Source organism: Aliiroseovarius sp. PTFE2010 (assembly GCF_049943335.1).
GTDB lineage: Bacteria > Pseudomonadota > Alphaproteobacteria > Rhodobacterales > Rhodobacteraceae > JBNFVY01.
Window position 1 is genome coordinate 39048 of sequence record NZ_JBNFVY010000010.1, and the last position, 23559, is coordinate 62606.

Below are 23559 nucleotides of genomic sequence, written 5' to 3' on the forward strand. Positions count from 1 at the left end.
AGAAATGACAGACATCCCCCCCGCTACAGTTCAGAAAATCCGCAGCAGTTTCGCCTCGCAGTCCATGATGAAGAGCATTGATGCGCGGATCGACGCGATCGCACTTGGATCGGTCACCCTGTCGGCTCCCGTCGGCGATGGGTTTCGCCAACAACAGGGTTTCGGGCACGCGGCACTAACATTTGCCCTAGGCGACGTCGCCGCAGGTTATGCCGCGCTTTCGGTGATCCCGCCAGAGTTCGACGTCATGACTGCCGAGATCAAGATCAACCTGCTGGCCCCGGCCGCCGGACATCTGACTGCGACGGGCCGCGTGCTGAAGCCGGGCAAACGCCTTGTCGTGGTTTCAGCGGATGTCTGGAGCGAGGGCCCCGATAGCGCACGCAAACATATCGCTGTGCTACAGGGCACAATGGTGCCAGTGCCGGTCTGACCCGAACCGCTGCAACCAGCGGCGATAGCCCGATCAGACCTGTGCAGAACGATCAAGCGGCGCTGTCGCGCAATGCCTCGTTCGTGGTGCGCCACAAATCAACCTCGTCCGATACGCCTTGCAGACAGTTGACCAGCATCTCGGCCTCGTCCCGATCCGCGATCTGGTAGAGCGGGTCTTGCGCCAGCGGGGTGGGCAAACGCAGATCAAGCGCGTCGGGTCTTTGCGCGGGGCAATAGACCAATGCCGCAGCATGGGCAAAGACCACATGGTCCGTCTCGAAATACAGCGTGATCACATGAACGGGGCCAGACGGCGCCACGCGGCTAATTCCCTTGTAGCCGACCAGCGCTGCGGCGCGGACCAAGGTGAAGGGGTCGTCAAACAGCGCCTCGCCCGTGTCACTCTTGACCATGACCGCCTGCCCCGGCATCAGCGTCATGTCCCGGTCATTTCCAAGCGCGCCGGCAGGGACGTTCAAGGGCCACAAGTCTTTTGGGACTGGTCTGGCCGATTGCCACAGACACGTGCGTTCGACCCCTGTGACAAGTTGCATGCCACCATCCAAGGTCAGCACCTTGTCTGCGACCCGGACATCGTCAACCGGTTGCCAACCTGCCTGGGTCGCAACCAGCGTTCCCGATGCCATTCCAGCGCCCAGGGTTGTGGGGCCCGTCGCCGGTCCGCCACATAACTGCGCCGGATCATGCGCGTTAAAAGTCATCCCGGTGGTCGTCGTCTTGCGCGTGAACATGGTCTTGCTCCCCTTGCGATTGCCGAAACCCACGTTCATACAACTGGAAGGGGTTTCTTGGCCAACAAGGTTAGAACCTGCGATTCCCATGACGCTACTTCGGCTGGTTTCGGGCAAATGTAAGGCACAAATGCTAATTTCGAACCAATAACCACAATCGGGGCTAAACTGTTTCCCGAAAGGTCTGGATCGACCGAATTTTACCTAACGTACAGGTGCATCGTCGAAGCAATATCCGAACCGATGGATGTCTTTTGCACATAAATCCGCCACCAGATCACGGTCTGCATCGCTGTAATACCCGCGCCAATCGCGGGACCGGTGCGACGTGTTGTGCACCGGCAGAGGATTAAGCGAAAAGCCCAAATGCGCTTCGAACGGCGCAACGTCGTCTGCGAAATGTTCCAACCGGATGAACAGGTCACACCGGTCCTGACCCGCTGGGTCTGTCACGTAGGATCCAAAGGGATGATGCTGGATGCTGGAGCGGGTCACCGGCGCATTCAGGAACGCCGAAAACTCAAGTGACTTGGCCAAACTCACGGCGGGATGATCAAAGCTTTGCACGCGCAGCCAGTGGTAGTAGCTGACCAGTCGGTCCCACGGATTTCTGACAAGCGTTACAACGAACATCTGCGCCATGGTCTGTGGGTCAAGTACCCCGTCGATGTCTGCAAGGGTGGAATGCTTCCACAATCGTCCGGCCGCGTTCAAGGTGGCAACACGCTTGCGCCGCCGGATCGCCTTTGGGGTGTCGCCGATCAGGATATCATCGGCCATTGCGCGCTGCTCTAATGCGACAGACAACGCAGTTCCCCCCGTCTTGGGAATATGGACAAAGATGTATTTCCGCCCGGTCGAAATGATCATGACGCGACACTAAGCGATGCAAGGCAAACGGACCAGCGCCGCGCTGCGCGATTGTCGGCACGTGGTGGTTGCGGTATCTTTCCAGCCAAGCACACGAAAAAAACAACGATCGATCAGGCATTACCACCGATGACAGCACTTTCCGAGTTGGAGCGACTCGAGACAACAGGATTGTGGCGCGAAACTGCGGGCGCACAGCGCCGCGAGGTCGTGGTGTCACTAGGGGATGCGTCGCTGATCATTTCCGACACCGCAGGGCGGGCGTTGTCGCATTGGTCGCTGCCGGCGATTGCACGCCTCAGCGGGCCATCGGACCGCCCGGCCGTTTATCAACCTGCCGCCGATGCCGAAGAACTGCTCGAACTCGACGATGAAACGATGATAGATGCGCTCACGCGGGTCAGCCGCGCAATTGAGCGCGCACAACCAAAACCGGGTCGTTTGCGCGGATTGATCATTGCGGGGGTTTTGATCCTGGCCATCGCGCTGGCTGTTTTCTGGCTGCCCGGTGCGCTGGTGACACAGGCGACCCGGGTTGTCCCCGAGGCGACGCGCGTTGCATTGGGTGAAGCGTTGCTGATCCGAATACAGCGGGTCGCAGGGCCACGATGTGACACGCCATCGGGCACGCGGGCCTTGGACAAGCTGACCGAGCGGCTGATACCCGAAGGGGGGCGTATCGTGGTCTTGTCCAGCGGCGTGCAAACTGCCGCGCACTTGCCCGGCCCGATAGTGTTGATCAATCGTGCGCTGATTGAAGACTACGAAGACCCGTCCGTTGTGGCGGGATATGTTCTGGCCGAACGTGCGCGCGCGAAACAGGTGGATCCCCTGGAACGGCTCTTGCACACCACCGGTTTTGTATCGTCGGTTCGATTGCTCACGACGGGGATGCTGAAGGACGAAACACTGGATCGCTATGCCGAGACGTTTCTGACCACCGCGCCCTCGCCGATTTCCAACGATTTGCTCTTGGCCGAATTCGCCCGGATGCAAGTGCTCAGCACACCTTACGCCTATGCGCGCGACATCACGGGCGAAGAAACGCTGGGCCTGATCGAAGCGAATCCGACCAGTGCCACCCGGCAAAAAATCGTTCTTGGCGACGGAAGCTGGATCGCCCTGCAAGGTATCTGCAGCGAATAATCAGCGGCGCGCAAAAGCGTCCCAGTAGCCGGCCTTTCGGGTCCGATCACGCGCGTCCATCACATCTGTCTGTGTGTCGAAAGGCCCGGCCAGGACGACGGACAAGGGTTTGCCAGCCCGCGTCGCTTTGGCAATCGATACCGGCAGCCCCATCTTGCGCAGGGTGGCCTTTGCCCGGTCAGCATTCGCGACCTCACCAAATGTGCCGATCTGGACATAGCGGTAGGTCTGGGTCGGCTGGGGTTTTTCTGTTTCGCCAGCGCGCGGCGCATAGGCTTTCGTCGAAACCGCCACGTCGCCCGATCGGTTTTGGGTTGCCCGACCATAGTGCGCGGTGACGTCGCGCCCGGTTTCACTATCGACCAGGCGCCGTGGCACTTCGTCCGTCCAAACATGTTTCAAACGTTGTTGATCACCCGGGCTCAGCGCGCCGCTCTTGGCGTTTAGGTTCTCCTGATTGATGCGCTTGAAGCCCTCGGGCACGCGCGTGTTTGTAACCGTTCCCACATTGACCTCTGCCCCCTTGGCCACGCGCACCCTGGTCGGGCGGCGGGTCGTCACGGTCTGACCATCTGGCGTCTTTACGACTGTGCCGGCCGGGACAGTTCCCACGATATACCCCGGATAAGCACTCTCGGCCCGAGGCCCGCAACGCACGGTAAAACCGGGAGGCGCAGCTGCATGGGCCCGCGCGATCTCGGCCAAGTTGGGACAGGTTCCATTGCTGTCCGAAATCACCGTGATGCGACCCGTGCCGGCGACAGGCGCCATATGGGGTGTCATCGCCATGCGGGTCGTCTGCCTGCTTGAACCCGGGCGCAACCAAGCCAAGAGCTGCTCGAACAGTCCGCCGGCTTTTTGCTGTGGCCGGCTCATTGGTCGCGCGGTGGGCGCAGCGACCTCGGCCGTCTGGCGATCCTGCGCCGTGGCGCTGGCAGGCGCTCGGGTCTGCGGAGCGGCAGTTACTGCATGTGAGGGCGTCGGGGCAGGTTCGGCCCTGGTTGCGGCCTGCTTCGCCTGCGGCGGGGTGGCAAAAGTAGGCTTGAACCCGCAAAGGTGTTTGCGGTCACGCGTGACGCGCGGCACCCAAGTGACCCGACCATCGTAACCAGCGCGCACGAACGCGCAGCCCTGACTGTCGACATATTGCTTGCCCTGGTAGGACGCGGGCGGAATTTCGGCCGGGCCATTGGACGTCATAGCAAAGCCCTGCGCGGGCACCCCCAATATGCCAAGGGCAAGACAAATGCGCGATACGGCCGTGAATGACTGCATGATGTGCCTCTACACAAGATATTGTGTAAAGATGCCTGAAAATGCGGTACGAGTAAAGTCGCGCGCGGGCTATTTCGTGCCGAACATGCGGTCTCCTGCGTCGCCCAAACCGGGCACGATATAGCCGTTTTCATCCAGACATTCATCGACCGAGGCGGTGACGATGGGGACATCAGGGTGGGCCTGTCGCATCCGTTCGATCCCCTCTGGCGTGGCCAGCAGACAGAGGAAACGAATGTTGGTCGCCCCGGCCTCTTTCAATTTGTCGATCGCCGCGACCGACGAATTGCCCGTGGCCAGCATCGGATCGACCGCAATGACAAGACGGTCCTCCATCGCCTCGGGGACCTTGAAATAATATTCGACCGGCTCCAACGTCTCTTCGTCGCGATACAGCCCTACGAACCCCACGCGCGCGGACGGGATCAGTTCGAGCACGCCATCAAGAAGCCCATTGCCCGCCCGCAAGATCGAAATCAGTGCCAGCTTCTTTCCCGCCAGCGTCGGGGCATCCATCGGCTGCATCGGCGTTTCGATCTGCTTTGTGGTCATCGCCAGGCCGCGCGTCACCTCATAGGCGAGAAGCTGGCTGATTTCGCGCAAGAGCTGACGGAATACCGCAGTTGGCGTGTTTTTGTCGCGCATGATGGTCAGCTTGTGCTGCACCAAAGGGTGGGTGACGACGGTCAGATGATCGGTCATGTCAGGCGTCCAGTGTCTTGAGCAGTTTTGCTTTGGTGTCCGCGTCGCAAAAGGCCGCATCGACCGCAACACGGCCAAGTGCGGTGAACTCGGCCTCGTCCCAATCGGTGACATCGGCCATGCGTTCGAATTCATGCGTCATGTTGGTGTGAAAGAATGGCGGGTCGTCGGTGCTGATGGTCACTTTGCAGCCCCGCTTGCGCAGATCGGGCAACGGGTGAGAACGCCAGTCATAAAGCCCAAGCGCCACGTTCGACCCGGGACAGCATTCCAAAACGATCCCGGATTGGGCGATTTCGTCCACCAGCGCCAAGTCTTCGATCGCGCGCACCCCGTGACCGATGCGTTCCACCCGCAGATCGCGGATCGCTTCGCGCACACTGTCCGGCCCGCCCCATTCGCCCGCGTGGGTGGTCAAGCGCAGCCCAGCTTCTCGCGCCATATCGAACGCGTAGGCGTAATCGCCTTGGCGGCCGACTTTTTCGTCCCCCCCCATGCCAAACCCTGTGATGAAATCGCCCATCGTTTCAGCCGCGCATACGGCCGTCTCGCGGGCTTTTTCGGGGCCAAAATGGCGAATGCACGTTACAATCCCGCGCATTTCAATATCGGGCACGCTGTCTGCGGCCTCGCGGATGGCATGCATATAATCGCGCCATGCGCCCACGTCCCGACCGCCGCAAAAGTCGGGGGACAGGAAGCTCTCGGTGTAGATCACACCGCTTTGCGCGCTGGCCTCGAGCACGGCGCGGGTCAGACGGGCGTAATCTTCGGGGCTCTGCAAGACGCTGGTTGCTGCCTCATATACCCTGAGGAAATCCCAAAAGTCCGAAAACCGATAGCTGCCGTCTTCGTTGAAGATGCCCGACAGATCGACGTTCTTTTCTTGTGCAAGCCCACGGATGAAGGATGGCGGCGCGGCGCCCTCCAGATGCATGTGCAATTCGATTTTCGGCAGGTTCTTCACAGAAAACTCCTTCCCGGCCCGTGCGCATCAATACCAAGATGGGCCGCGACAGTTGCGGCCACGTCGGTGAAATTCACGATGCCGCGCCCGCCGATGCCCGCCCCATGAATCAGGACCGGCACCCGCTCGCGGGTATGGTCCGACCCGATCCATGTCGGATCGTTGCCATGGTCGGCAGTCACGACAATCATGTCACCGGCGCGGGCGGCGGCGATCAGCCGTCCCAGTTCCGCATCGAACCATTCAAGATGGCGCGCGTAACCCGCGACGTCGCGCCGATGACCATAGAGGCTGTCAAACTCGACGAAATTCGCAAAGGTCAGCGATCCGTCCAGGGCTTGCGCCATCAAATCATGCATGTGCCCCATCAGGGCCTGGTCGTCGCCTTTTCGGTTCTCGTCGATGCCGCGCATTGAAAAAATATCGCCGATCTTGCCGACCGCATAAGTCGCCCGCCCCGCATCCTTGGCCCAGTCGAGCAGCGTCGGTTCGGGCGGATCAATCGCATAATCGTGCCGATTGGTGGTGCGGGTAAAGCCAGAGGTGGCGTCGCCTATAAAGGGACGCGCTATGACCCGCCCGACCTTCATGGCGTGGACGATGGGGGCCATGTCTTCGCACAGTTTCAACAGCCGCTCGAGCCCGAAGTGTTCTTCGTGCGCCGCGATCTGAAATACACTGTCCGCCGATGTGTAGCATATCGGCCAGCCCGTGCGAATGTGCTCCTCGCCCAGATCCGCGATGATCTTGGTGCCGGACGCGTGGACATTGCCGAGCGTACCATCCGTCCCGGCGAGCTTTGCGCAAGCGCTCATGAGCGCGGGGGGAAACGCGGGTTGTGTGTCAGCGAAGTAATGCCAGTTCCATGGCACCGGGACACCGGCAAGCTCCCAATGGCCGGTCGGCGTATCCTTGCCCGGCGATATTTCGGTCGCGGCGGCCCACAGGCCGGTCAGATCTGCGTCCAGATCGGGAACTTGCGTGCCGCTGGCCGCTTCAATTGCAGCGCCAACCCCCAACGCGGCCATGTTCGGCACGCGCAGGGGCCCGGTGCGCCCATCTTCGGCCTGCCTCTTGGCGCAAGCAATGGCGATATGTGCCAGCGTATTGGCCCCGCTGTCTGGGACATCGCCGTTGAAAAACTTGTCGGTGTCAGGCGCGCCGCCTATGCCCACGCTGTCAATAACGATCAAGAAGGCTCGGCTCATGGAAATATCCTGTCATGGATCAGCGGCGGGATCTCTGTCGGACCATCCGAGACGCTCATCGCAGCTTGCAACGCCTGTTGCGCCATTTCCGCGTCGGCAAGGCTTGCGGCGTGGACACGCGCCAACGGCTGATCCGGGCCGACATCGTCGCCCAGCGCGGCGACATTCGACAAGCCCACCGCCGGGTTGATTTCGTCGCCGCTGGTCATCCGTCCACCGCCCATGTGCACGACAACATTGCCCATCGCGGTTCCATCCATTGACGAAACAACCCCGGGCCGAAGCGGCATCACATCAATAACGACCGGGGCAGCGGGCAGCCTGTCTTCCCAACGCTCGACGAAATCCGCAGGCCCGCCCAGTTCCGCCACCATGCGCCCGAACCGTTCGGCGGCCGACCCATCGCGGATCGCCTCGCGGATGGTGCCCGCAGCGAGGCCCGTGTCATCGGCCTGCCCCGAAAGCACCAAGAGCGCCCCGCCCAGATCAGCCGCCAGATCGCACAGCGCCCCGCTGGCATCGCCTTCGGTCAGCGCCTCCATGACTTCCATGACCTCGAGAACATTTCCCAGCGACGGGCAGCATGGCTGGTTCATATCGGTGATCAGGGCGGCCGTTCTGCACCCGGCCCCATTGGCGGTGGACACCAGACTGTCGGCCAAGGCGCGTGCATCCTGCGCCGTCTTCATGAACGCGCCCGACCCGCATTTGACATCCAGAACCAATGCGTCCAGCCCCGCCGCAAGCTTCTTGGACAGGATCGAGGCCGTGATCAGATCGATGCTTTCGACAGTTCCGCTGACGTCGCGGATTGCATAAAGGCGCTTGTCTGCAGGGGCAATTGCGCCCGTGGCGCTGACAATCGCGCACCCGACATGTTCCACGATCTGGCGAAAACGGTCCTCGGAAACTTCGGTATCCAGGCCCGGAATGCTTTCGAGTTTGTCCAAGGTGCCACCGGTGTGGCCCAACCCGCGCCCCGACACCATTGGCACATAGGCCCCGACGGCAGCCAAAGCGGGTGCAAGCAACAGGGACACCGCATCGCCAATCCCGCCCGTCGAATGCTTGTCGATCGCCGGTCCCGGCAGATCCCAGTTCAGAACGTCGCCGCTGTCGCGCATGGCCAGCGTCAGGGCCACACGCTCGGGATCGGTCAGTCCATTCAGCAACGCGGCCATGGCAAAGGCGCCGGCCTGGGCATCGGACACATCGCCATTTGCCAGCCCCGTTGCAAACCAACGCAACTCATCCGCGCTGAGCGGGGTCTTGTCGCGCAGTTTTGCAATGATAAGACGGGCATCACCCTTCATCGATATGCTCCTGCGTGAACGCGCCGGGCAATAGTTCGCCCATTGTCATGACCAGGGTTTCGCCCGCCGTCGTCGCCATGGTGACCTTGACGTCCGACTTTGCGAATTCGCGCAGCTTCTGGCGGCAGCCGCCGCATGGGGTGACAGGCAGCGGCGCATCCGCGATCACGGCGACCTCTGCGATTTCGGTGTACCCGGCCGCCACCATCGCGGCGATGGCCCCGGCTTCTGCGCAGGTGCCCTCGGGGTAGGCGACATTTTCGACATTCACGCCCTGAAACACCTCACCCGACGGGGTGCGGATCGCTGCGCCAACCTTGAAGTTCGAATACGGAGCATAGGCCATTTCACGCACGTCGCGGGCTGCCGACAGAAGGTCCATTATCGCCTCTGGAATTTTTTGACTATTGGGTCAACGATGCGGCGGCTGGACGATTTATGCAAGCGCCCAGATGCGCGGTGTTGTGATTTCCGCCAGGTGATGCACATCATCGCTTGCGTCACGCGATAATCTGACGGTAAGCCAAGCACGCGGAAACACGACGCTGAAAAGTAGTTTAACGTTAAACAGCCCCAAAGAGGCGCCCCCATGAGCGACGAAAGAGCCGACAGCACACGCCAAGCCGCGCTGGACTATCACGAGTTCCCCAAGCCCGGAAAACTAGAGATCCGTGCCACGAAACCCCTGGCAAATGGCCGAGATCTGAGCCGCGCCTATTCACCAGGGGTGGCCGAAGCGTGCCTTGAGATTCAGGCCGATCCGGCATCGTCCTCTCGCTATACCGCACGCGGTAACCTTGTCGCGGTCGTATCGAACGGCACCGCGGTGCTTGGGCTCGGGAACATCGGCGCAGCGGCATCCAAGCCGGTGATGGAAGGCAAGGCTGTCCTGTTCAAAAAGTTCGCCAACATTGATTGCTTCGACATTGAGGTCGATGAAAAAGACCCCGAAAAGCTGGCGGAGATCGTCTGTGCGCTTGAGCCGACCTTCGGCGCAATCAACCTGGAAGACATCAAGGCGCCAGATTGTTTTATCGTTGAACAAATTTGCCGCGAAAGAATGGGCATTCCGGTTTTCCACGACGATCAGCACGGCACGGCGATCGTCGTCGGCGCGGCGGCGACAAACGCGTTGCGCGTTGCAGGCAAGTCATTCGAGGACATCAAGGTCGTCTCGACGGGCGGCGGTGCAGCCGGAATTGCTTGTCTCAACATGCTCTTGAAGCTGGGTGTCAAACGCGAAAATGTATGGCTTTGCGACATTGACGGCCTGGTCTATGCGGGACGTCCCGGCGAAATGACCCCGCAAAAGGCAGCCTATGAGCAAGTTTCGGATTTGCGAACGCTGGACGATGTCATCGCGGGCGCGGATCTGTTCCTGGGGCTTTCAGGGCCCGGCGTGTTGACGCCCGACATGGTTGCGAAGATGACAAAACGGCCGATCGTGTTTGCCTTGGCCAATCCGACGCCTGAAATCCTGCCCGAACTGATACACGATGTCGCGCCGGACGCGATTATCGCCACCGGCCGCAGCGACTACCCAAATCAGGTGAACAACGTCCTGTGCTTTCCGTTCATCTTTCGCGGCACGCTGGATGTGGGCGCGACAGAGATCAACGATGCCATGCAGATTGCCTGCATTGAAGGCATCGCCGCACTTGCGCGCGCGACAACCAGCGCCGAAGCCGCCGCGGCCTACCAGGGCGAACAGCTCAGTTTCGGGGCCGACTATCTGATCCCCAAACCCTTTGACCCGCGCCTGATGGGTGTCGTCGCCAGCGCGGTTGCCGGGGCGGCGATGGAAAGTGGGGTGGCCACACGCCCCCTGCCCGATCTGGGCGCCTATAAAGCCAAGCTGGACCATTCGGTCTTCAAATCCGCCCTGATCATGCGCCCCGTGTTCGAAGCGGCCGCCACCGTTGAACGCAGGATCATTTTCGCCGAAGGCGAAGACGAACGCGTGCTGCGCGCGGCGAACGCGATGATCGAAGAAACGACAGACAAGCCGATCCTGATCGGTCGTCCCGAAGTCATCGAACACCGGGCCGAACGGGCCGGGCTCAAAATCCGCCCTGGCACAGATTTCGAACTGGTGAACCCCGAGAACGACCCCCGCTACCGCGACTACTGGTCCACTTATCACCAGCTGATGGCGCGCAAGGGCGTGACCCCCGACCTGGCGCGCGCGATTTTGCGCACCAACACGACCGCCATTGCGGCGGTCGCCGTTCAGCGCGGTGATGCCGACAGCCTGATATGCGGCACCTTCGGACAATTCCTGTGGCACTTGAATTATGTCACGCAGATCCTTGGCTATGACGGGTTGCACCCGGTTGGGGCGCTCAGCCTGATGGTGCTGGAAGACGGCCCGCTCTTTGTCGCAGACACACATGTGCACCCCGAACCGACGCCCGAGCAGATTGCCGAAACGGTCATTGCCTGTGCGCGCCATGTGAAGCGCTTTGGAATAGACCCGCAGATCGCGCTTTGCAGCCATTCGCAGTTTGGCAATCTTGACTGCGGAACCGGGGTTCGCATGCGCGCGGCACTGGACATACTGGATAGCGCGCCGCGCGATTTCACTTACGAAGGCGAAATGCACATCGATAGCGCCTTATCCTCGGATCTGCGGAACAGGGTATTTCCTGACAGCCGCCTGAACGGCGCGGCCAACGTATTGGTGTTTGCCAATACCGATGCGGCCTCGGGTGTGCGCAATATCCTCAAAATGAAAGGCGGCGGATTGGAGGTCGGCCCGATCCTGATGGGCATGGGAAACAAGGCCCACATCGTGACGTCGTCGATCACGGCGCGTGGGCTTTTGAACATGTCAGCCATCGCTGGCACGCCGGTCGCGCATTACGGGTAGAGCCGTTCCCGGCCGTTGTGGTACGAAATTTCATTGCTCGCGGAAACATGACAGATAAAGTCTCGTGTATCCGCAAACTTTCTGCGCCAATGTGACGCTACGTGTCACAAGTTAATTGCTCGATGACGGGCCGCGCAGGTATTTAGATCGGCAGTTGCCAAGGAGGAGTGCATACCATGGGATACAAAGACGTCTACGCTGCGTGGAAAGCCGACCCAAACGCGTTCTGGATGCAGCAAGCCGACGCCATTCATTGGGATCGCAAGCCCAGCAAGGCACTGTTTGACGACAACGCCCCGCTGTATGAATGGTTCTCCGATGGGTTGACGAACACCTGCTACAACGCTGTTGACCGGCACGTCGAAAACGGTCGGGGTGAGCAAACCGCGATCATCTACGACAGCCCCGTCACGCATACCAAGCGCGAGATTTCGTATGTCGAGCTGCGCAACCGGGTGGCCGGCCTGGCTGGCGCGCTCCGTGCGAAAGGCGTCGAAAAGGGCGACCGCGTCATCATCTACATGCCGATGATCCCCGAGGCACTGGAAGCCATGCTGGCTTGCGCGCGAATTGGCGCGGTTCATTCGGTGGTGTTCGGTGGGTTCGCCAGCAACGAACTGGCTGTCCGCATTGACGATTGCACCCCCAAGGCCATAATCGCCGCGTCCTGCGGGATCGAACCGGGGCGTGTCGTGCACTATAAACCGCTGCTGGACGAAGCGATCGATCTTTCATCGCACAAGCCCGACTTCTGCGTCATTTTCCAGCGAGAACAAGAGGTTGCCGAACTCCAAGAGGGTCGCGACTATAATTGGCACGGTTTCCAATATGGGGTTGAGCCGGCTGACTGCGTGCCCGTCGAAGGCAACCATCCGTCCTATATCCTCTATACGTCGGGCACGACTGGCCAACCCAAAGGTGTGATCCGCCATACCGGTGGCCAATTGGTCGCGTTGGACTGGAGCATGAAGGCAATCTACGACGTCGATCCGGGGGATGTCTTCTGGGCCGCGTCCGATGTGGGCTGGGTGGTGGGGCACAGCTATATCTGCATTGGCCCGCTCATCCATGGCAACACCACGGTTCTATTCGAAGGCAAGCCAGTCGGCACCCCGGACGCAGGCACGTTCTGGCGCGTGATTTCCGAGCACAAGGTCAAGAGTTTCTTCGCCGCCCCCACCGCTTTTCGCGCCGTGAAGCGCGAAGACCCCAAGGGCGAATTCATAAAGAAATACGATCTGAGTTGTCTAAAGGCTGTGTTCCTTGCGGGCGAGCGGGCCGACCCGGACACAATCCACTGGGCTCAGGATACCTTGGGCGTTCCGGTGGTTGATCATTGGTGGCAGACTGAAACCGGGTGGAGCATTGTCGCCAACCCGTTGGGGATCGAAAAGCTGCCGATCAAAGTCGGCTCGCCCAGTGTGCCCATGCCGGGCTATGACGTGCATATCCTGGACGAAGACGGGCAACCCATGCCCGCAGGTGAACTGGGCGCGATTGCGATCAAACTGCCCCTGCCCCCCGGCACTTTGCCAACGCTTTGGAATGCCGAAGACCGGTTCAAGTCCAGCTATCTCACCAAATTTCCCGGGTACTACGAAACCGGCGATGCCGGTATGATCGACGAGGACGGGTACCTGTATATCATGGCGCGCACCGATGACGTCATCAACGTGGCCGGTCATCGCCTGTCTACCGGTGCCATGGAAGAGGTCTTGGCCGGACACCCGGATGTCGCCGAATGCGCGGTAATCGGCGTGGCGGATGATCTGAAGGGTCAGATGCCGCTAGGGTTTCTTTGCCTGAACGCCGGGACCAACCGACCGCATGATGAAATCATCGCGGAAGTGGTCAAACTGGTGCGCGAAAAGATCGGTCCCGTTGCCGCTTTCAAATCGGCGGTTGTTGTCGATCGGTTACCAAAAACCCGCTCAGGGAAAATTCTTCGCGCTACCATGGTCAAAATTGCAAATTGCGAAGAATACAAGCTGCCCGCAACCATCGATGACCCGGCCATCTTGGATGAAATTCGCGTTGCGCTACAAACCATTGGATATGCTAAAGAATAAAGTTTTAACTAACTATTGTTAACACCCCCTTTACCTTGTTTTGCCGGTCGTGAAACGGTGTGTCGACGAACTGACGGTTCTATCGTTTGTAGGTTGAGTTTATTTTAACCAGACTCAGCGATAGGGCGACTTGTTCGCTCAAGTTATTGGGGTGATGGTATTGGAAAAGGGTAGTCAGTCGGGTCCGACGGCGGAAGTCGTTGCGCCCGAACGCCTGGCACTGTTGACGCACGACATAAGGGCAGCCTTATCGGATGTGTTAGGCGGACTGAGCTTGATTGACGCGTCCGAGATAACGCCAGAGCTGCGCAGCCAATTCGAGCAGGTTCGCGGGTCGGCGGATTTGCTCTCGCGGCTGCTTGAGGATGCACTATCGGCCTGGCTGGGCCAGAGCATAGAGCCGCATCAAGTCTTGCCGACCGTGCATTTGCAGAGGCTCGTTCGTGCGCTGCACGTGCGCTGCGAGCTATTTTCGCGCTATACTGGCACCGCGCACCGCATCAACGTGTCTATTGCAGACACCCTGCCAAAGCGCGTGCGTATCGATGGGCTTTCGCTGGAACGCATTTTGACGAACGTTCTCGCGAACGCTTTGCGCCATGTCCCGGATGGGGAAATCGACTTTTTGGCCTATCAAGACGACAACGGTGCGCTGGTTTTCGAAATTCAAGACAACGGCCCCGGATTGCCCGAAGCCGAACTTCATGCCCAAGTCGACCAAAAGGAATTCGAACCGTTCACGCGCGGCATGCCGGGATCGGGTTATGGCCTTCGGATCGCGCGCGATCTTGCACATCGGCTGGGCGGCAAGCTGGATCTGGTGAACCGGACAGATCAAAGTGGCACATGTGTCATGCTACGCATTCCCGCCGAGGCCTGGACAAAAGCGGAACGCGACCACACGCAGGCACGCCTGCCGGACCTTGCCGGCAAAACAGTACTCTTGGCCGATGATAGCGACGCGCATCGCATGCTCTTGGCGCAGTATCTTGGGCAAATGGGTGCGCAGTGCGTTACGACATCGGATGCCGCCCAGGCCAGCGCAAAGCTTCGCGAACACGATATCGACATCGCAGTATTGGATATCGACCTGCCCATGCAGAGCGGTTTGACGGTCATGCAGGACTACCGGCAGAGCTTTGGGGCAGGCTTGGGGGCGCAAACCGTGTTCATCGCCGTCACGGCGTTTTCGCTTCCCGGAATGACCGCCAGCCTGGAAAGCGCCGGTTTCGACGGCGTCATAACCAAGCCAATAGGCGGTGCCAGTACGTTCGGTCACAAGCTTGCCGAAATTCTCGGTCTGCCCCTGTCCCGGCCCGCGAACGCCGAACTGGATGAAAAGGCCAGACCAGATCATCTCACTGAAAATCTGGAACGCCTGATGTTGACGGTCGGCCCCGCGCAATCAAAAGAGCTTTTGCGCAGACTTCAGAACGATTTGAGCGAAGCTGCGAAATTATTGCGCAAGGGTGTCGCCGAAAACAACGCGCAACTGCTGCGTCGCTGGGCCCATGTCGCCGGGGCGGTGGCCGGCAGTATCGGGGCGAACGACCCGCCGTTGCTGGCCGCGCGCATGACCAGCGCCTTGGATCGCGGCGGACCGCAAAGCGCGGCGCGGCTTGCGCGCACGCTGATCGCCAGCATTGATGAGTTGATCGAAGAAATCGCGGTTTTCCACCACTATTATGGGGACGTGACATGACCCCGTCCCCCATTCTTTTGATCGAAGACACGACAAGCCTGCGCACCATATACGAGGGCGCGTTGCGCCAGTCTGGATATCAGGTCGAAACAGCCGCTAGCGGGGCCGAAGCGCGGCAGAAAATGCGCGTGCACGACTATCAGGTTGTCCTATTGGACATCATGCTGCCAGACGTCGATGGGATTGAGCTCTTGCCTGAAATCGCCGAGGCCCATCCGAATGCGCGCATCGTGGTTATCACGGCCCATGGCTCTGTCCACCGCGCCGTCGAAGCCATGCGCTCGGGGGCGTTCGATTTCCTGACCAAACCGATCGACAATCAGACCCTGCTGGACATCGTGATGAACGCCCGTGCAGATGCACGTCAGGCAGAACGGCTGTCAACGGAACCCCTCGGCGGGCTCATCGGGTCGTCGCAGGCGATGCGCGACATCTACAAGCGCGTGCGCAATGTTGCCAAGTCTATGGCGTGCGTGTTCATCACCGGCGAAACCGGCACAGGCAAGCAGATGTGCGCCCAGGCCATTCACGCGCTGTCGCCGCAATCGGAAGGTCCCTTTGTTCCGGTCAATTGTGCTGCTATGTCGACTGAGGCGCTTGAGCGCGAATTGACAGGGCTGTCTGGGCCGACCAACACGCCTCGGGCCTTTGAACGCGCCAAGGGCGGAACACTATTTCTGAATGAAGTCAGTGAATTGGCGCCACATTTGCAAGCTGGTCTTCTAACCTTGCTTCAGTCGCCGACAGAAAGCGGGACGGCCGCGTCAATGCGTGTTCGCAGCGCTAGGGTGATCTGCGCCTGCTCAAAAGATCCGACCAAGGAAATGCGCGAGGGGCGTTTGCGCAGCGATCTTTATTATCGCCTCGGAATCCTGCCAATTCATTTGCCGCCGCTTCGCGAACGCAGCCAGGACGTCATCGAAGTCGCCGAAGCCCTGCTGGCGCGGATCGCCGCTGGCGAAGGCCGGCAGGTTCCCCGTCTTTCGCAAGACGTGCGCGCCCTGTTTCTTGAGCACGCATGGCCGGGCAACCTGCGCCAACTGGAAAGCGTTCTCTGGAACCAGGTCGCGCTGAACTATAGCCCGGTTATTCGCCTGTCGTCGTTGCCCGATGAATTTTTGGACGCAAGGGATACCGTCAGTCCCCCACCCAGCATCAGCAAAGAAGACGCGATTGATGCTCTGGTGGGCAAAACACTGTCTGACGTCGAACGTCAATTGATTGAAAAGACCATCGAAGCGGAAGGCGGTGCGGTATCTTTGGCCGCGAAACGGTTGGGCGTGTCGCCGTCAACGCTGTACCGCAAGCTCGAAGCTTGGGGCCTGCCCACACCCCGTCGCTGATCGGGCAACTCTTGGCCCGGACGGGCCCCAGTTTGGCGACGGGGTCAGACGAACTGCTCGCGGATCAGCCGTTCTTCCAACCCGTGGCCCGGATCGAACAATACCCGGTGCGCGACATCGCGGGCCGATTCAATCTCAACCCAGATCACATCGCGCACGCTGCGCCCGTCGGCATCGGCCATGACCGGGCGCTTGGGCGCTTCCAATACGTCGAAGCGGACCTTGGCGTTTTGCGGCAACAATGCCCCGCGCCAGCGGCGGGGCCGGAAGGCGGCCATGGCAGTCAGCGCCAAGACATCCGAGCCGATCGGCAGAATCGGACCATGCGCCGAATAATTATACGCGGTCGACCCGGCTGGTGTGCTCAACAGTGCCCCGTCGCAAACCAGTTCGTCCATGCGAACCTTGCCATCGATCGAAATTTGCAGTTTCGCGGCCTGCGGCCCGGCCCGCAAGAGCGCCACTTCGTTGATCGCCAGCGCGTGATGGACCGTCCCGTCGGCACTTTCCGCGGACATGCGCAGTGGGTGGATGACCTCTTCTTCGGCGGCGGCAAGGCGCGCGTCCAGGGCCTCTTCGGAATACTCGTTCATCAAGAACCCGATGGTTCCCCGGTTCATGCCATAGACCGGAACGTCCAGTTCTTGCGTATCATGCAGCGTATGCAGCATGAACCCGTCCCCACCCAAGGCCACGATCACGTCGGCCTCGTTCATCGGAACGTTGCCATAGCGTTTGGCCAGACGCATTTTGGCGCGCTGCGCGATATCGGCCTTGCTTGCGGTCAGAGCGATTTTCAGATCGGTCATGGCTGGCCGTTTCCCCGTTCCCTTCATTCCCAATGACTACCAGCCAAAGGGGGCAAGTCCACCGAATTCGCGGCGTTCAACATGAATATGCATCAAACGAGGGTTTCCGTTGCGCGCATGATCGTCTAAACCGCGCCCATCTGCACCGCTGCCAACGATGAGAGCCCCCATGACAGATACATTCCGCGATTCCGGATTTTTTTCTGAAACCCTCGCCGCGCGCGACCCCGAACTGATGGACGTCATCACCAAGGAACTCGGTCGCCAACGGGACGAGATCGAATTGATCGCCTCGGAAAACATCGTCTCCAGGGCGGTTCTGGAAGCGCAGGGTTCCGTACTGACGAACAAATACGCCGAAGGCTATCCCGGTCGCCGCTACTATGGCGGCTGCCAATATGTGGATATCGCCGAAAATCTGGCCCGCGACCGCGCCAAGGATCTGTTCGGCTGCAAATACGCCAACGTCCAGCCAAATTCTGGCAGCCAGGCGAACCAGGGCGTGTTCACCGCGCTTTTGCAGCCGGGTGACACGATCCTGGGCATGTCACTGGACGCCGGCGGCCACCTGACCCACGGGGCCAAGCCGAACCAGTCGGGCAAATGGTTCAATGCTGTCCAGTATGGCGTGCGCCAGCAAGACCAGCGCATCGATTACGAAGCCATTCAGGAACTGGCCAGCGAACACCGGCCAAAGCTGCTCATCGCAGGTGGCTCGGCCATTCCCCGTCAAGTCGACTTCGCCAAAATGCGCGAAATCGCCGACAGTGTTGGCGCCTACCTGATGGTCGACATGGCCCACTTTGCCGGGCTGGTCGCTGGTGGGCAGCATCCGTCACCCTTCCCCCATGCTGACGTGGCCACCACCACGACGCACAAGACCCTGCGCGGCCCGCGCGGCGGCATGATTCTGACCAACAATCCTGAGATCGCCAAAAAGGTCAACTCGGCCATCTTCCCGGGCATCCAAGGCGGTCCGCTGATGCACGTGATTGCTGCAAAAGCCGTGGCCTTCGGCGAAGCGCTGCGCCCTGAATTCAAGGACTACGCCGCGCAGGTGGTCAAGAACGCACAAGCCTTGGCCGATCAGCTGATGAAAGGCGGTCTGGACATCGTGACCGGTGGGACCGACACGCACGTACTGCTGGTCGATCTTCGCCCCAAGGGCGTGAAAGGCAACGCGACAGAAGACGCGCTTGGCCGCGCCCACATCACGTGCAACAAGAATGGCATCCCCTTCGATCCCGAGCCGCCGATGGTAACCTCGGGCGTGCGTCTGGGGACACCGGCAGGAACCACCCGCGGTTTTGCCGAGGCCGAGTTCCGCCAGATCGCCGACTGGATCGTCGAAGTGGTCGACGGGTTGGCCACGAACGGCGAAGACAATAATGCCGAGGTCGAGGCCGCCGTCCGCGCCAAGGTCGAAACACTCTGCAAAGCCTTTCCGATCTACCCCGAGCTCTAATTGCCAGCATAGGGACGTTTCAGCCGCCGCGCCCCTCGTCGGGGATGCGGCGGTTTCTTTTTTGCACCCTCGGCTGGCCCATGACACCTGAACCTGCTGGGGTCGCCACTGACTGCTTGGCGGGCTGAATGCGGGACGAAACGGGAAATCGGGGAATTGTCCGGCGCCATGTTGGAACAGCGCGATAGTCACAGGGGCGCCAACGATGCTGTGCCGAATGCGTTTCACCGTGCAAACCGCTTGGGGCCCATCGGCGGTGAACACACGGCGCTGGCACCAGCACGCATTGACCGGCAAGATTTCAAACAGATGCGCGATGGTCAGGCGAAGCGGGTTTCGTCGACAGGTGCCCATGTTGCGTGACATCGTCGATCATTGCCAAACAACTCTTCGCGGCCAACCACGTCTGATCCACCGGCCATCCGGTCGAAGAGTTCCCACTTCGCCGGTTTCGACCGGCGCCTAGACAAATCCGCGCAATCGCAGCACCCAAATGACCGCCACAGCCGTGACCAGCAGCACGAACACCACGCCAGCCGCAATATTCAACGCCATGCCCTTGCGCCCGGACCAAGGGTCTTGCTGTGAAAGCCAGTGCTCAAGTTCGTGAAAAGCCCGGTCTACGGCCGCGTGATCGATTTGACGGGCCAGTTTGGGCGACTGCTCCAATTCGACCGCTCGGGCGATGACGCCCCCCTGGCGGCGCGCCCAGCGGGGCAATCGCCGTCCGACCCGTCGCAACCGTCCAGCGAACCCTTTGCCGCCGACGCCCATGTGGGTGTGCAACATGTCAGACAGCGCTTCGGCGCGGGTCGCGATCGGTGTTGGCGGCAACATAGCCGCACCCTAACGGTTGGCCCTGCCCCTTTCCAGCCCCGCCGCGGCGCGCTACACCGCGCATATGCTGAACTTCGAAACATACGGAACCGCAACCGATTTGCCGTCCCTGCTGATCGCCCACGGGCTTTTCGGCAGCGCCCGGAATTGGGGCGTGATCGCCAAACGGATGAGCACTGACCGGAAGGTGATCGCGGTCGACATGCGCAACCACGCCAATAGCTTCTGGGCGAACAGCCACAGCTACGCCGATCTAGCAGCAGACTTGGCCGAAGTGCTTGAGCAACAGGGAAAAATGGACGTTATGGGCCATTCCATGGGCGGCAAGGCCGCGATGGTCCTGGCGCTCTCGCGGCCAAACCTGGTCAATCGGCTGGTCGTGGCCGACATTGCGCCCATGGCCTATAGTCACACGCAAAACCATCTTATCGCGGCCATGCGCAAGGTGGATTTGAGCAAGGTCGAGCGCCGCTCAGACGCTGATGCGCAATTGGCCCAATGGGTGGAAACGCCCGCCACACGGGCCTTTTTGCTGCAATCGCTGGACGTCAAACGCAAATGTTGGGTGCTGAATTTGGACGTTCTGGAAGCCGAGATGGACAAGATCACCGGCTGGCCCGAAATCTCGGGCTGCTTCACCGGTCCAACGCTGTTCTTGTCCGGCGCCGACAGCGATTATGTCCCGCGCGAGGCGCGTGATGCGATCACTGCGCTATTCCCCAAGGCAAAATTCGCCAAGATTCCCGGCGCCGGCCACTGGTTGCACGCTGAAAAACCACGCGAATTCGAAGCCGCGTTGCGCGTTTTTCTCAGTTGAGCGAGACGATCTTCTTGGCCACCAGATAGGTCACCGGGATCGACAGGACCAAGCCCGTCGCGGCCCCCGCCAGAATCGGCCTCAGCGTGTCCAACCCCATGGTTAACACCACGATAATCCCAACCCCCATCAGCGTGGTCGAAATTATCGCAAACAGGATCACCGCCAAACGTCTCATCACCGCCTCCTTTTTTGCAAGCGCGTTCAAGGGTGGTTTATTCCAATTGGCGAACGCGGCCTTGATCCAGATCAGACCGCAATTGTCCCTATTTCCGCCCGCCAAATCCGCCCGTCAGCGCCGCAAGCACTGGTAAGCTGCCCCGTGTGACGCGTCCAAAAAGATTATCGTCAATTCAGCGGTTGGCATTTCCAGGCCGCACAGGCTGGCGTCACAGGTGACGCGCATCAATCTGTTGGCAACATCGCTTGCAGGGCGGACAAAGTGTCGGCTTCGCACGCGGGTTTGTCCCAACGGATTCGGGAAATGCGTGGAAAGCGCATCGCCAGCCCTGATTTGTGTCGGCTGGAACGGTTGAGCCCTTCGAACGCCACCTCGAATACCAGGTCGGGCTTGACCGACCGGACCGGGCCAAAGCGGTCGATCGTGTTGGCGCGGATGAACTTGTCCAGTTTGCGCAACTCTTCGTCGGTGAAGCCGAAATAGGCCTTGCCCACTGGCACCAGCGTATCACCGTCCCAGACGCCGAAAGTATAGTCGGAATAAAACCCCGACCGTTTTCCGTGCCCGCGCTGCGCATAGATCAGCACCGCGTCCACGACCATGGGATCGCGCTTCCATTTGAACCATGGACCACGCTTGCGTCCGGCTAGGTAAGTGCTGTCGCGGCGCTTGATCATGACGCCCTCGATCTCGGGCGCAGGCGGGTCGCCGCGCAGCGCGGCCAGTTGATCCCACGACGCAAAATCCAGCAGGGGCGAGATGTCCAGCCGCGGTCCCGTAGGCACCTGATCCAGACGTGCACGGCGCTGGTCAAAAGGCAAATCGCGCAGGTCTTCGCCCTGCCAGATCAACAGGTCATAGGCGCGCAACGCAGCAGGGTGCGACGCCTGCAATGCCTTGCTGACGGACTTTCGGTTCAGGCGTTTTTGCAGATCGCCGAACGGAGCGACCGCATCGCCGCGCCGCACCAATAGTTCGCCGTCCAACGTGCCGTCGAAATCCAGCGTGTCCATGAGATCGGGAAACGCGCCCGAGATATCTTCGCCCGTCCGCGAATAGAGCCGCCGCACGCCCTGTTCGCTGACCGCCTGTACCCGAATCCCGTCCCATTTCCATTCAGCGGCATAGGCGGCCGGATCCAACGATTGCAAACTGTCCAGATCGGTCGGCGTGGATAGCATAACGGGACGAAATGGCGCCAAACCGGCCTGAACGGGCTTATCGCCCCCTTCAAGCCAAACGAAGAGGTCTTCGTAGGGCGGTGTCAGCCCATGCCACAGCTCTTCGATGTCAGTCACATCGACCCCGCCAAAGGTCGCCAGCGCTGTACGCGCCAACCGTCCAGACACCCCCACCCGAAGCCCGCCTGTCGCCAATTTCAGCAACGCGTACCGCTCAGACGGGGGCAAGGTGTCCAGCCAACCACCGATCAGGCGCGGCAGGTCGGTCTTTGGGGCGCGGCGCAATGTGTCCACCACATCGGGCAAGCCAATGTCTTGCGGCGGCGCATCCGTTGGCCAGGCCAATGCGATCGTTTCGGCCAGATCGCCAACGAAATCATATGACAGCGCGAAAAGCTCTTCGTCCACGCGTTCTGTCACCATGGCGCGCAGCAGGCTGGGCGTCACCGTACGCAGGGCCAAGTCCCCGGTTAGCGCGGCCAGGGCATAGCCCCGTTCGGGATCCGATACCGTACGCAGGTATTCGCGGATCAACGCCAGCTTGCCATTTCGAGCAGGTGTAAAAGCCAAACGCTCTAGAAGGGTGGCAAAGGCACGCATCAGTCCGGCTCGTCCTCGTATCCCACAAGATGCAGCGGACGCGCTTGCATCTGGTTCAAGGCGCACCAGCGCACCAGCGCCTCTTCGCGGCCATGTGTGACCCAGGTTTGCAGTGGTGACAGTTCGGCCACTGTCGCAGTCAATTCAGGCCAGTCCACGTGGTCCGAGATCACCAGCGGCAGTTCGACCCCGCGCTGACGCGCCCGTGCGCGCACTTGCATCCAGCCTGACGCAAAACTGACAACAGGGTCGCGGAACCGCTGTACCCACGGGCTTGCCATGGCCGATGGCGGTGCCAGGATAACGGCCCCTTCGAACCCGGACTGACCGCTTTTTTCGACGGTTGCCGGACGCAAATCGCCCAAGGCGACGCCTTGTTCGATGTGATATTCACACAGCTGCTGCAACGCACCGTGGATGTAGATGGGTGCGCTGTAGCCTGCGTTGCGCAGCAGCATGATAACGCGTTGGGCCTTGCCCAGGGCATAGACCCCGACGATATGAGCACGGTCGGGAAAGGTCTGTAGGCTGGCCAGCAGCTTGCCGATTTCGTCGCGCGGGTCGGGGTGCCGGAATACAGGCAGCCCAAACGTCGCCTCGGTGATGAAGACGTCGCATGGCACGGGTTCAAAGGGCGCGCAGACCGGGTTGGGCGCGCGCGAATAGTCACCCGAAACAACGATGCGCAGGCCATCTTCTATCAAGATCTGTGCCGAGCCGAGCACGTGGCCAGCAGGATGAAAGCTGGCCTTGACGCCGTTGATTTCCGTGACGCCTGTTGCCACTTGCCGCGCACCGGTGAAATCGGCGCCGTAGCGAATGGCCATGATGTCCAGCGTTTGCGCGGTGGCCAGCACGGCGCCGTGTCCTGCGCGGGCATGATCAGCGTGAGCATGTGTGATCAGAGCGCGCCTGACCGGGCGCACCGGATCGACGTGGAAATCCCCTTTGGGGCAATAGAGCCCTTCGGGCGTGGGGTGCAAAAGGTCTGACGGCGCGCTCATCGTGTGAAAGATGG

Annotated in this window: 21 protein-coding genes; 8 read left to right on the plus strand and 13 right to left on the minus strand. The window is 60.6% G+C overall.

Annotated features, from left to right (window positions below; genetic code table 11):
• Positions 1–64 precede the first annotated feature (64 nt).
• Positions 65–433 carry a PaaI family thioesterase gene (locus tag ACP2AV_RS12755; RefSeq protein ID WP_426373136.1) on the plus strand — a complete coding sequence of 123 codons (369 nt, stop codon included), beginning with the start codon at positions 65–67 and terminating at the stop codon, positions 431–433.
• 52 nt (positions 434–485) lie between these two features.
• On the opposite strand, the gene ACP2AV_RS12760 is transcribed toward ACP2AV_RS12755, so the two are convergent.
• Both ACP2AV_RS12760 and ACP2AV_RS12765 read right to left on the minus strand, forming a co-directional pair.
• Positions 486–1187 carry a Hint domain-containing protein gene (locus ACP2AV_RS12760; protein ID WP_426373137.1) on the minus strand — a complete coding sequence of 234 codons (702 nt, stop codon included), beginning with the start codon at positions 1185–1187 and terminating at the stop codon, positions 486–488.
• Between the two features lie 204 nt (positions 1188–1391).
• Positions 1392–2057: a sulfotransferase family 2 domain-containing protein gene (locus ACP2AV_RS12765; protein WP_426373138.1), complete on the minus strand. Its 666-nt coding sequence runs from the start codon at positions 2055–2057 to the stop codon at positions 1392–1394.
• A gap of 129 nt (positions 2058–2186) precedes the next feature.
• On the opposite strand from ACP2AV_RS12765, the gene ACP2AV_RS12770 reads away from it, so the two are divergent.
• Positions 2187–3203, plus strand: a complete 1017-nt coding sequence (locus tag ACP2AV_RS12770; protein WP_426373139.1) for a hypothetical protein — start codon at positions 2187–2189, stop codon at positions 3201–3203.
• Here ACP2AV_RS12770 and ACP2AV_RS12775 read toward each other — a convergent pair whose 3' ends face one another.
• From ACP2AV_RS12775 to cdd, 6 genes are all read right to left on the minus strand, one after another.
• Positions 3204–4478, minus strand: coding sequence for an SPOR domain-containing protein (locus tag ACP2AV_RS12775; RefSeq protein ID WP_426373140.1), 1275 nt, complete (start codon positions 4476–4478; stop codon positions 3204–3206).
• 69 nt (positions 4479–4547) lie between these two features.
• Complete coding sequence (gene upp / locus ACP2AV_RS12780; protein WP_426373141.1) at positions 4548–5180, minus strand: uracil phosphoribosyltransferase; 633 nt, start codon at positions 5178–5180, stop codon at positions 4548–4550.
• A gap of 1 nt (position 5181) precedes the next feature.
• Positions 5182–6147 (minus strand): adenosine deaminase, encoded by a 966-nt coding sequence (locus ACP2AV_RS12785; RefSeq protein ID WP_426373142.1) that lies wholly within the window; start codon positions 6145–6147, stop codon positions 5182–5184.
• The gene (locus ACP2AV_RS12790; RefSeq protein ID WP_426373143.1) at positions 6144–7355 is read right to left on the minus strand and encodes a phosphopentomutase; all 1212 of its coding nucleotides are present in this window, start codon (positions 7353–7355) and stop codon (positions 6144–6146) included. The genes ACP2AV_RS12785 and ACP2AV_RS12790 overlap by 4 nt, the downstream gene beginning before the upstream one ends.
• Positions 7352–8668 (minus strand): thymidine phosphorylase, encoded by a 1317-nt coding sequence (locus tag ACP2AV_RS12795; RefSeq protein ID WP_426373144.1) that lies wholly within the window; start codon positions 8666–8668, stop codon positions 7352–7354. The genes ACP2AV_RS12790 and ACP2AV_RS12795 overlap by 4 nt, the downstream gene beginning before the upstream one ends.
• Positions 8658–9050: a cytidine deaminase gene (cdd, locus tag ACP2AV_RS12800; RefSeq protein ID WP_426373145.1), complete on the minus strand. Its 393-nt coding sequence runs from the start codon at positions 9048–9050 to the stop codon at positions 8658–8660. The genes ACP2AV_RS12795 and cdd overlap by 11 nt, the downstream gene beginning before the upstream one ends.
• A 207-nt stretch (positions 9051–9257) precedes the next feature.
• On the opposite strand from cdd, the gene ACP2AV_RS12805 reads away from it, so the two are divergent.
• From ACP2AV_RS12805 to ACP2AV_RS12820, 4 genes are all read left to right on the plus strand, one after another.
• Entirely contained in the window at positions 9258–11537 is a 2280-nt protein-coding gene (locus tag ACP2AV_RS12805) for an NADP-dependent malic enzyme (RefSeq protein WP_426373146.1), read from the plus strand.
• 176 nt (positions 11538–11713) lie between these two features.
• Positions 11714–13606: a propionate-CoA ligase PrpE gene (prpE, locus tag ACP2AV_RS12810; RefSeq protein ID WP_426373147.1), complete on the plus strand. Its 1893-nt coding sequence runs from the start codon at positions 11714–11716 to the stop codon at positions 13604–13606.
• A gap of 274 nt (positions 13607–13880) precedes the next feature.
• Positions 13881–15308 carry an ATP-binding protein gene (locus ACP2AV_RS12815; protein ID WP_426373148.1) on the plus strand — a complete coding sequence of 476 codons (1428 nt, stop codon included), beginning with the start codon at positions 13881–13883 and terminating at the stop codon, positions 15306–15308.
• A complete protein-coding gene (locus tag ACP2AV_RS12820) occupies positions 15305–16651 on the plus strand; it encodes a sigma-54-dependent transcriptional regulator (RefSeq protein WP_426373149.1) in 1347 nt (448 codons plus the stop codon). The genes ACP2AV_RS12815 and ACP2AV_RS12820 overlap by 4 nt, the downstream gene beginning before the upstream one ends.
• A gap of 44 nt (positions 16652–16695) precedes the next feature.
• Here the strand turns inward: ACP2AV_RS12820 and ACP2AV_RS12825 are convergent, their stop codons facing one another.
• On the minus strand, positions 16696–17460 hold the full coding sequence (locus tag ACP2AV_RS12825; protein ID WP_426373150.1) for an NAD kinase: 765 nt from the start codon (positions 17458–17460) through the stop codon (positions 16696–16698).
• A 169-nt stretch (positions 17461–17629) separates the two neighbouring features.
• Here ACP2AV_RS12825 and glyA point away from each other — a divergent pair, with 169 nt between their 5' ends.
• Positions 17630–18925, plus strand: coding sequence for a serine hydroxymethyltransferase (gene glyA, locus ACP2AV_RS12830; protein WP_426373151.1), 1296 nt, complete (start codon positions 17630–17632; stop codon positions 18923–18925).
• A 462-nt stretch (positions 18926–19387) separates the two neighbouring features.
• Here the strand turns inward: glyA and ACP2AV_RS12835 are convergent, their stop codons facing one another.
• A complete protein-coding gene (locus ACP2AV_RS12835; protein ID WP_426373152.1) occupies positions 19388–19762 on the minus strand; it encodes a hypothetical protein in 375 nt (124 codons plus the stop codon).
• Between the two features lie 64 nt (positions 19763–19826).
• Here ACP2AV_RS12835 and ACP2AV_RS12840 point away from each other — a divergent pair, with 64 nt between their 5' ends.
• On the plus strand, positions 19827–20579 hold the full coding sequence (locus tag ACP2AV_RS12840) for an alpha/beta fold hydrolase (protein ID WP_426373153.1): 753 nt from the start codon (positions 19827–19829) through the stop codon (positions 20577–20579).
• Here ACP2AV_RS12840 and ACP2AV_RS12845 read toward each other — a convergent pair.
• From ACP2AV_RS12845 to ACP2AV_RS12855, 3 genes are all read right to left on the minus strand, one after another.
• On the minus strand, positions 20572–20757 hold the full coding sequence (locus ACP2AV_RS12845; protein ID WP_426373154.1) for a CTP synthetase: 186 nt from the start codon (positions 20755–20757) through the stop codon (positions 20572–20574). The two genes, ACP2AV_RS12840 and ACP2AV_RS12845, sit on opposite strands and share 8 nt — an antisense overlap.
• Positions 20758–20984: 227 nt before the next feature.
• Positions 20985–22541 (minus strand): cisplatin damage response ATP-dependent DNA ligase, encoded by a 1557-nt coding sequence (locus ACP2AV_RS12850; protein ID WP_426373155.1) that lies wholly within the window; start codon positions 22539–22541, stop codon positions 20985–20987.
• Positions 22541–23545 carry a ligase-associated DNA damage response exonuclease gene (locus tag ACP2AV_RS12855; protein WP_426373156.1) on the minus strand — a complete coding sequence of 335 codons (1005 nt, stop codon included), beginning with the start codon at positions 23543–23545 and terminating at the stop codon, positions 22541–22543. The genes ACP2AV_RS12850 and ACP2AV_RS12855 overlap by 1 nt, the downstream gene beginning before the upstream one ends.
• Positions 23546–23559 lie beyond the last annotated feature (14 nt).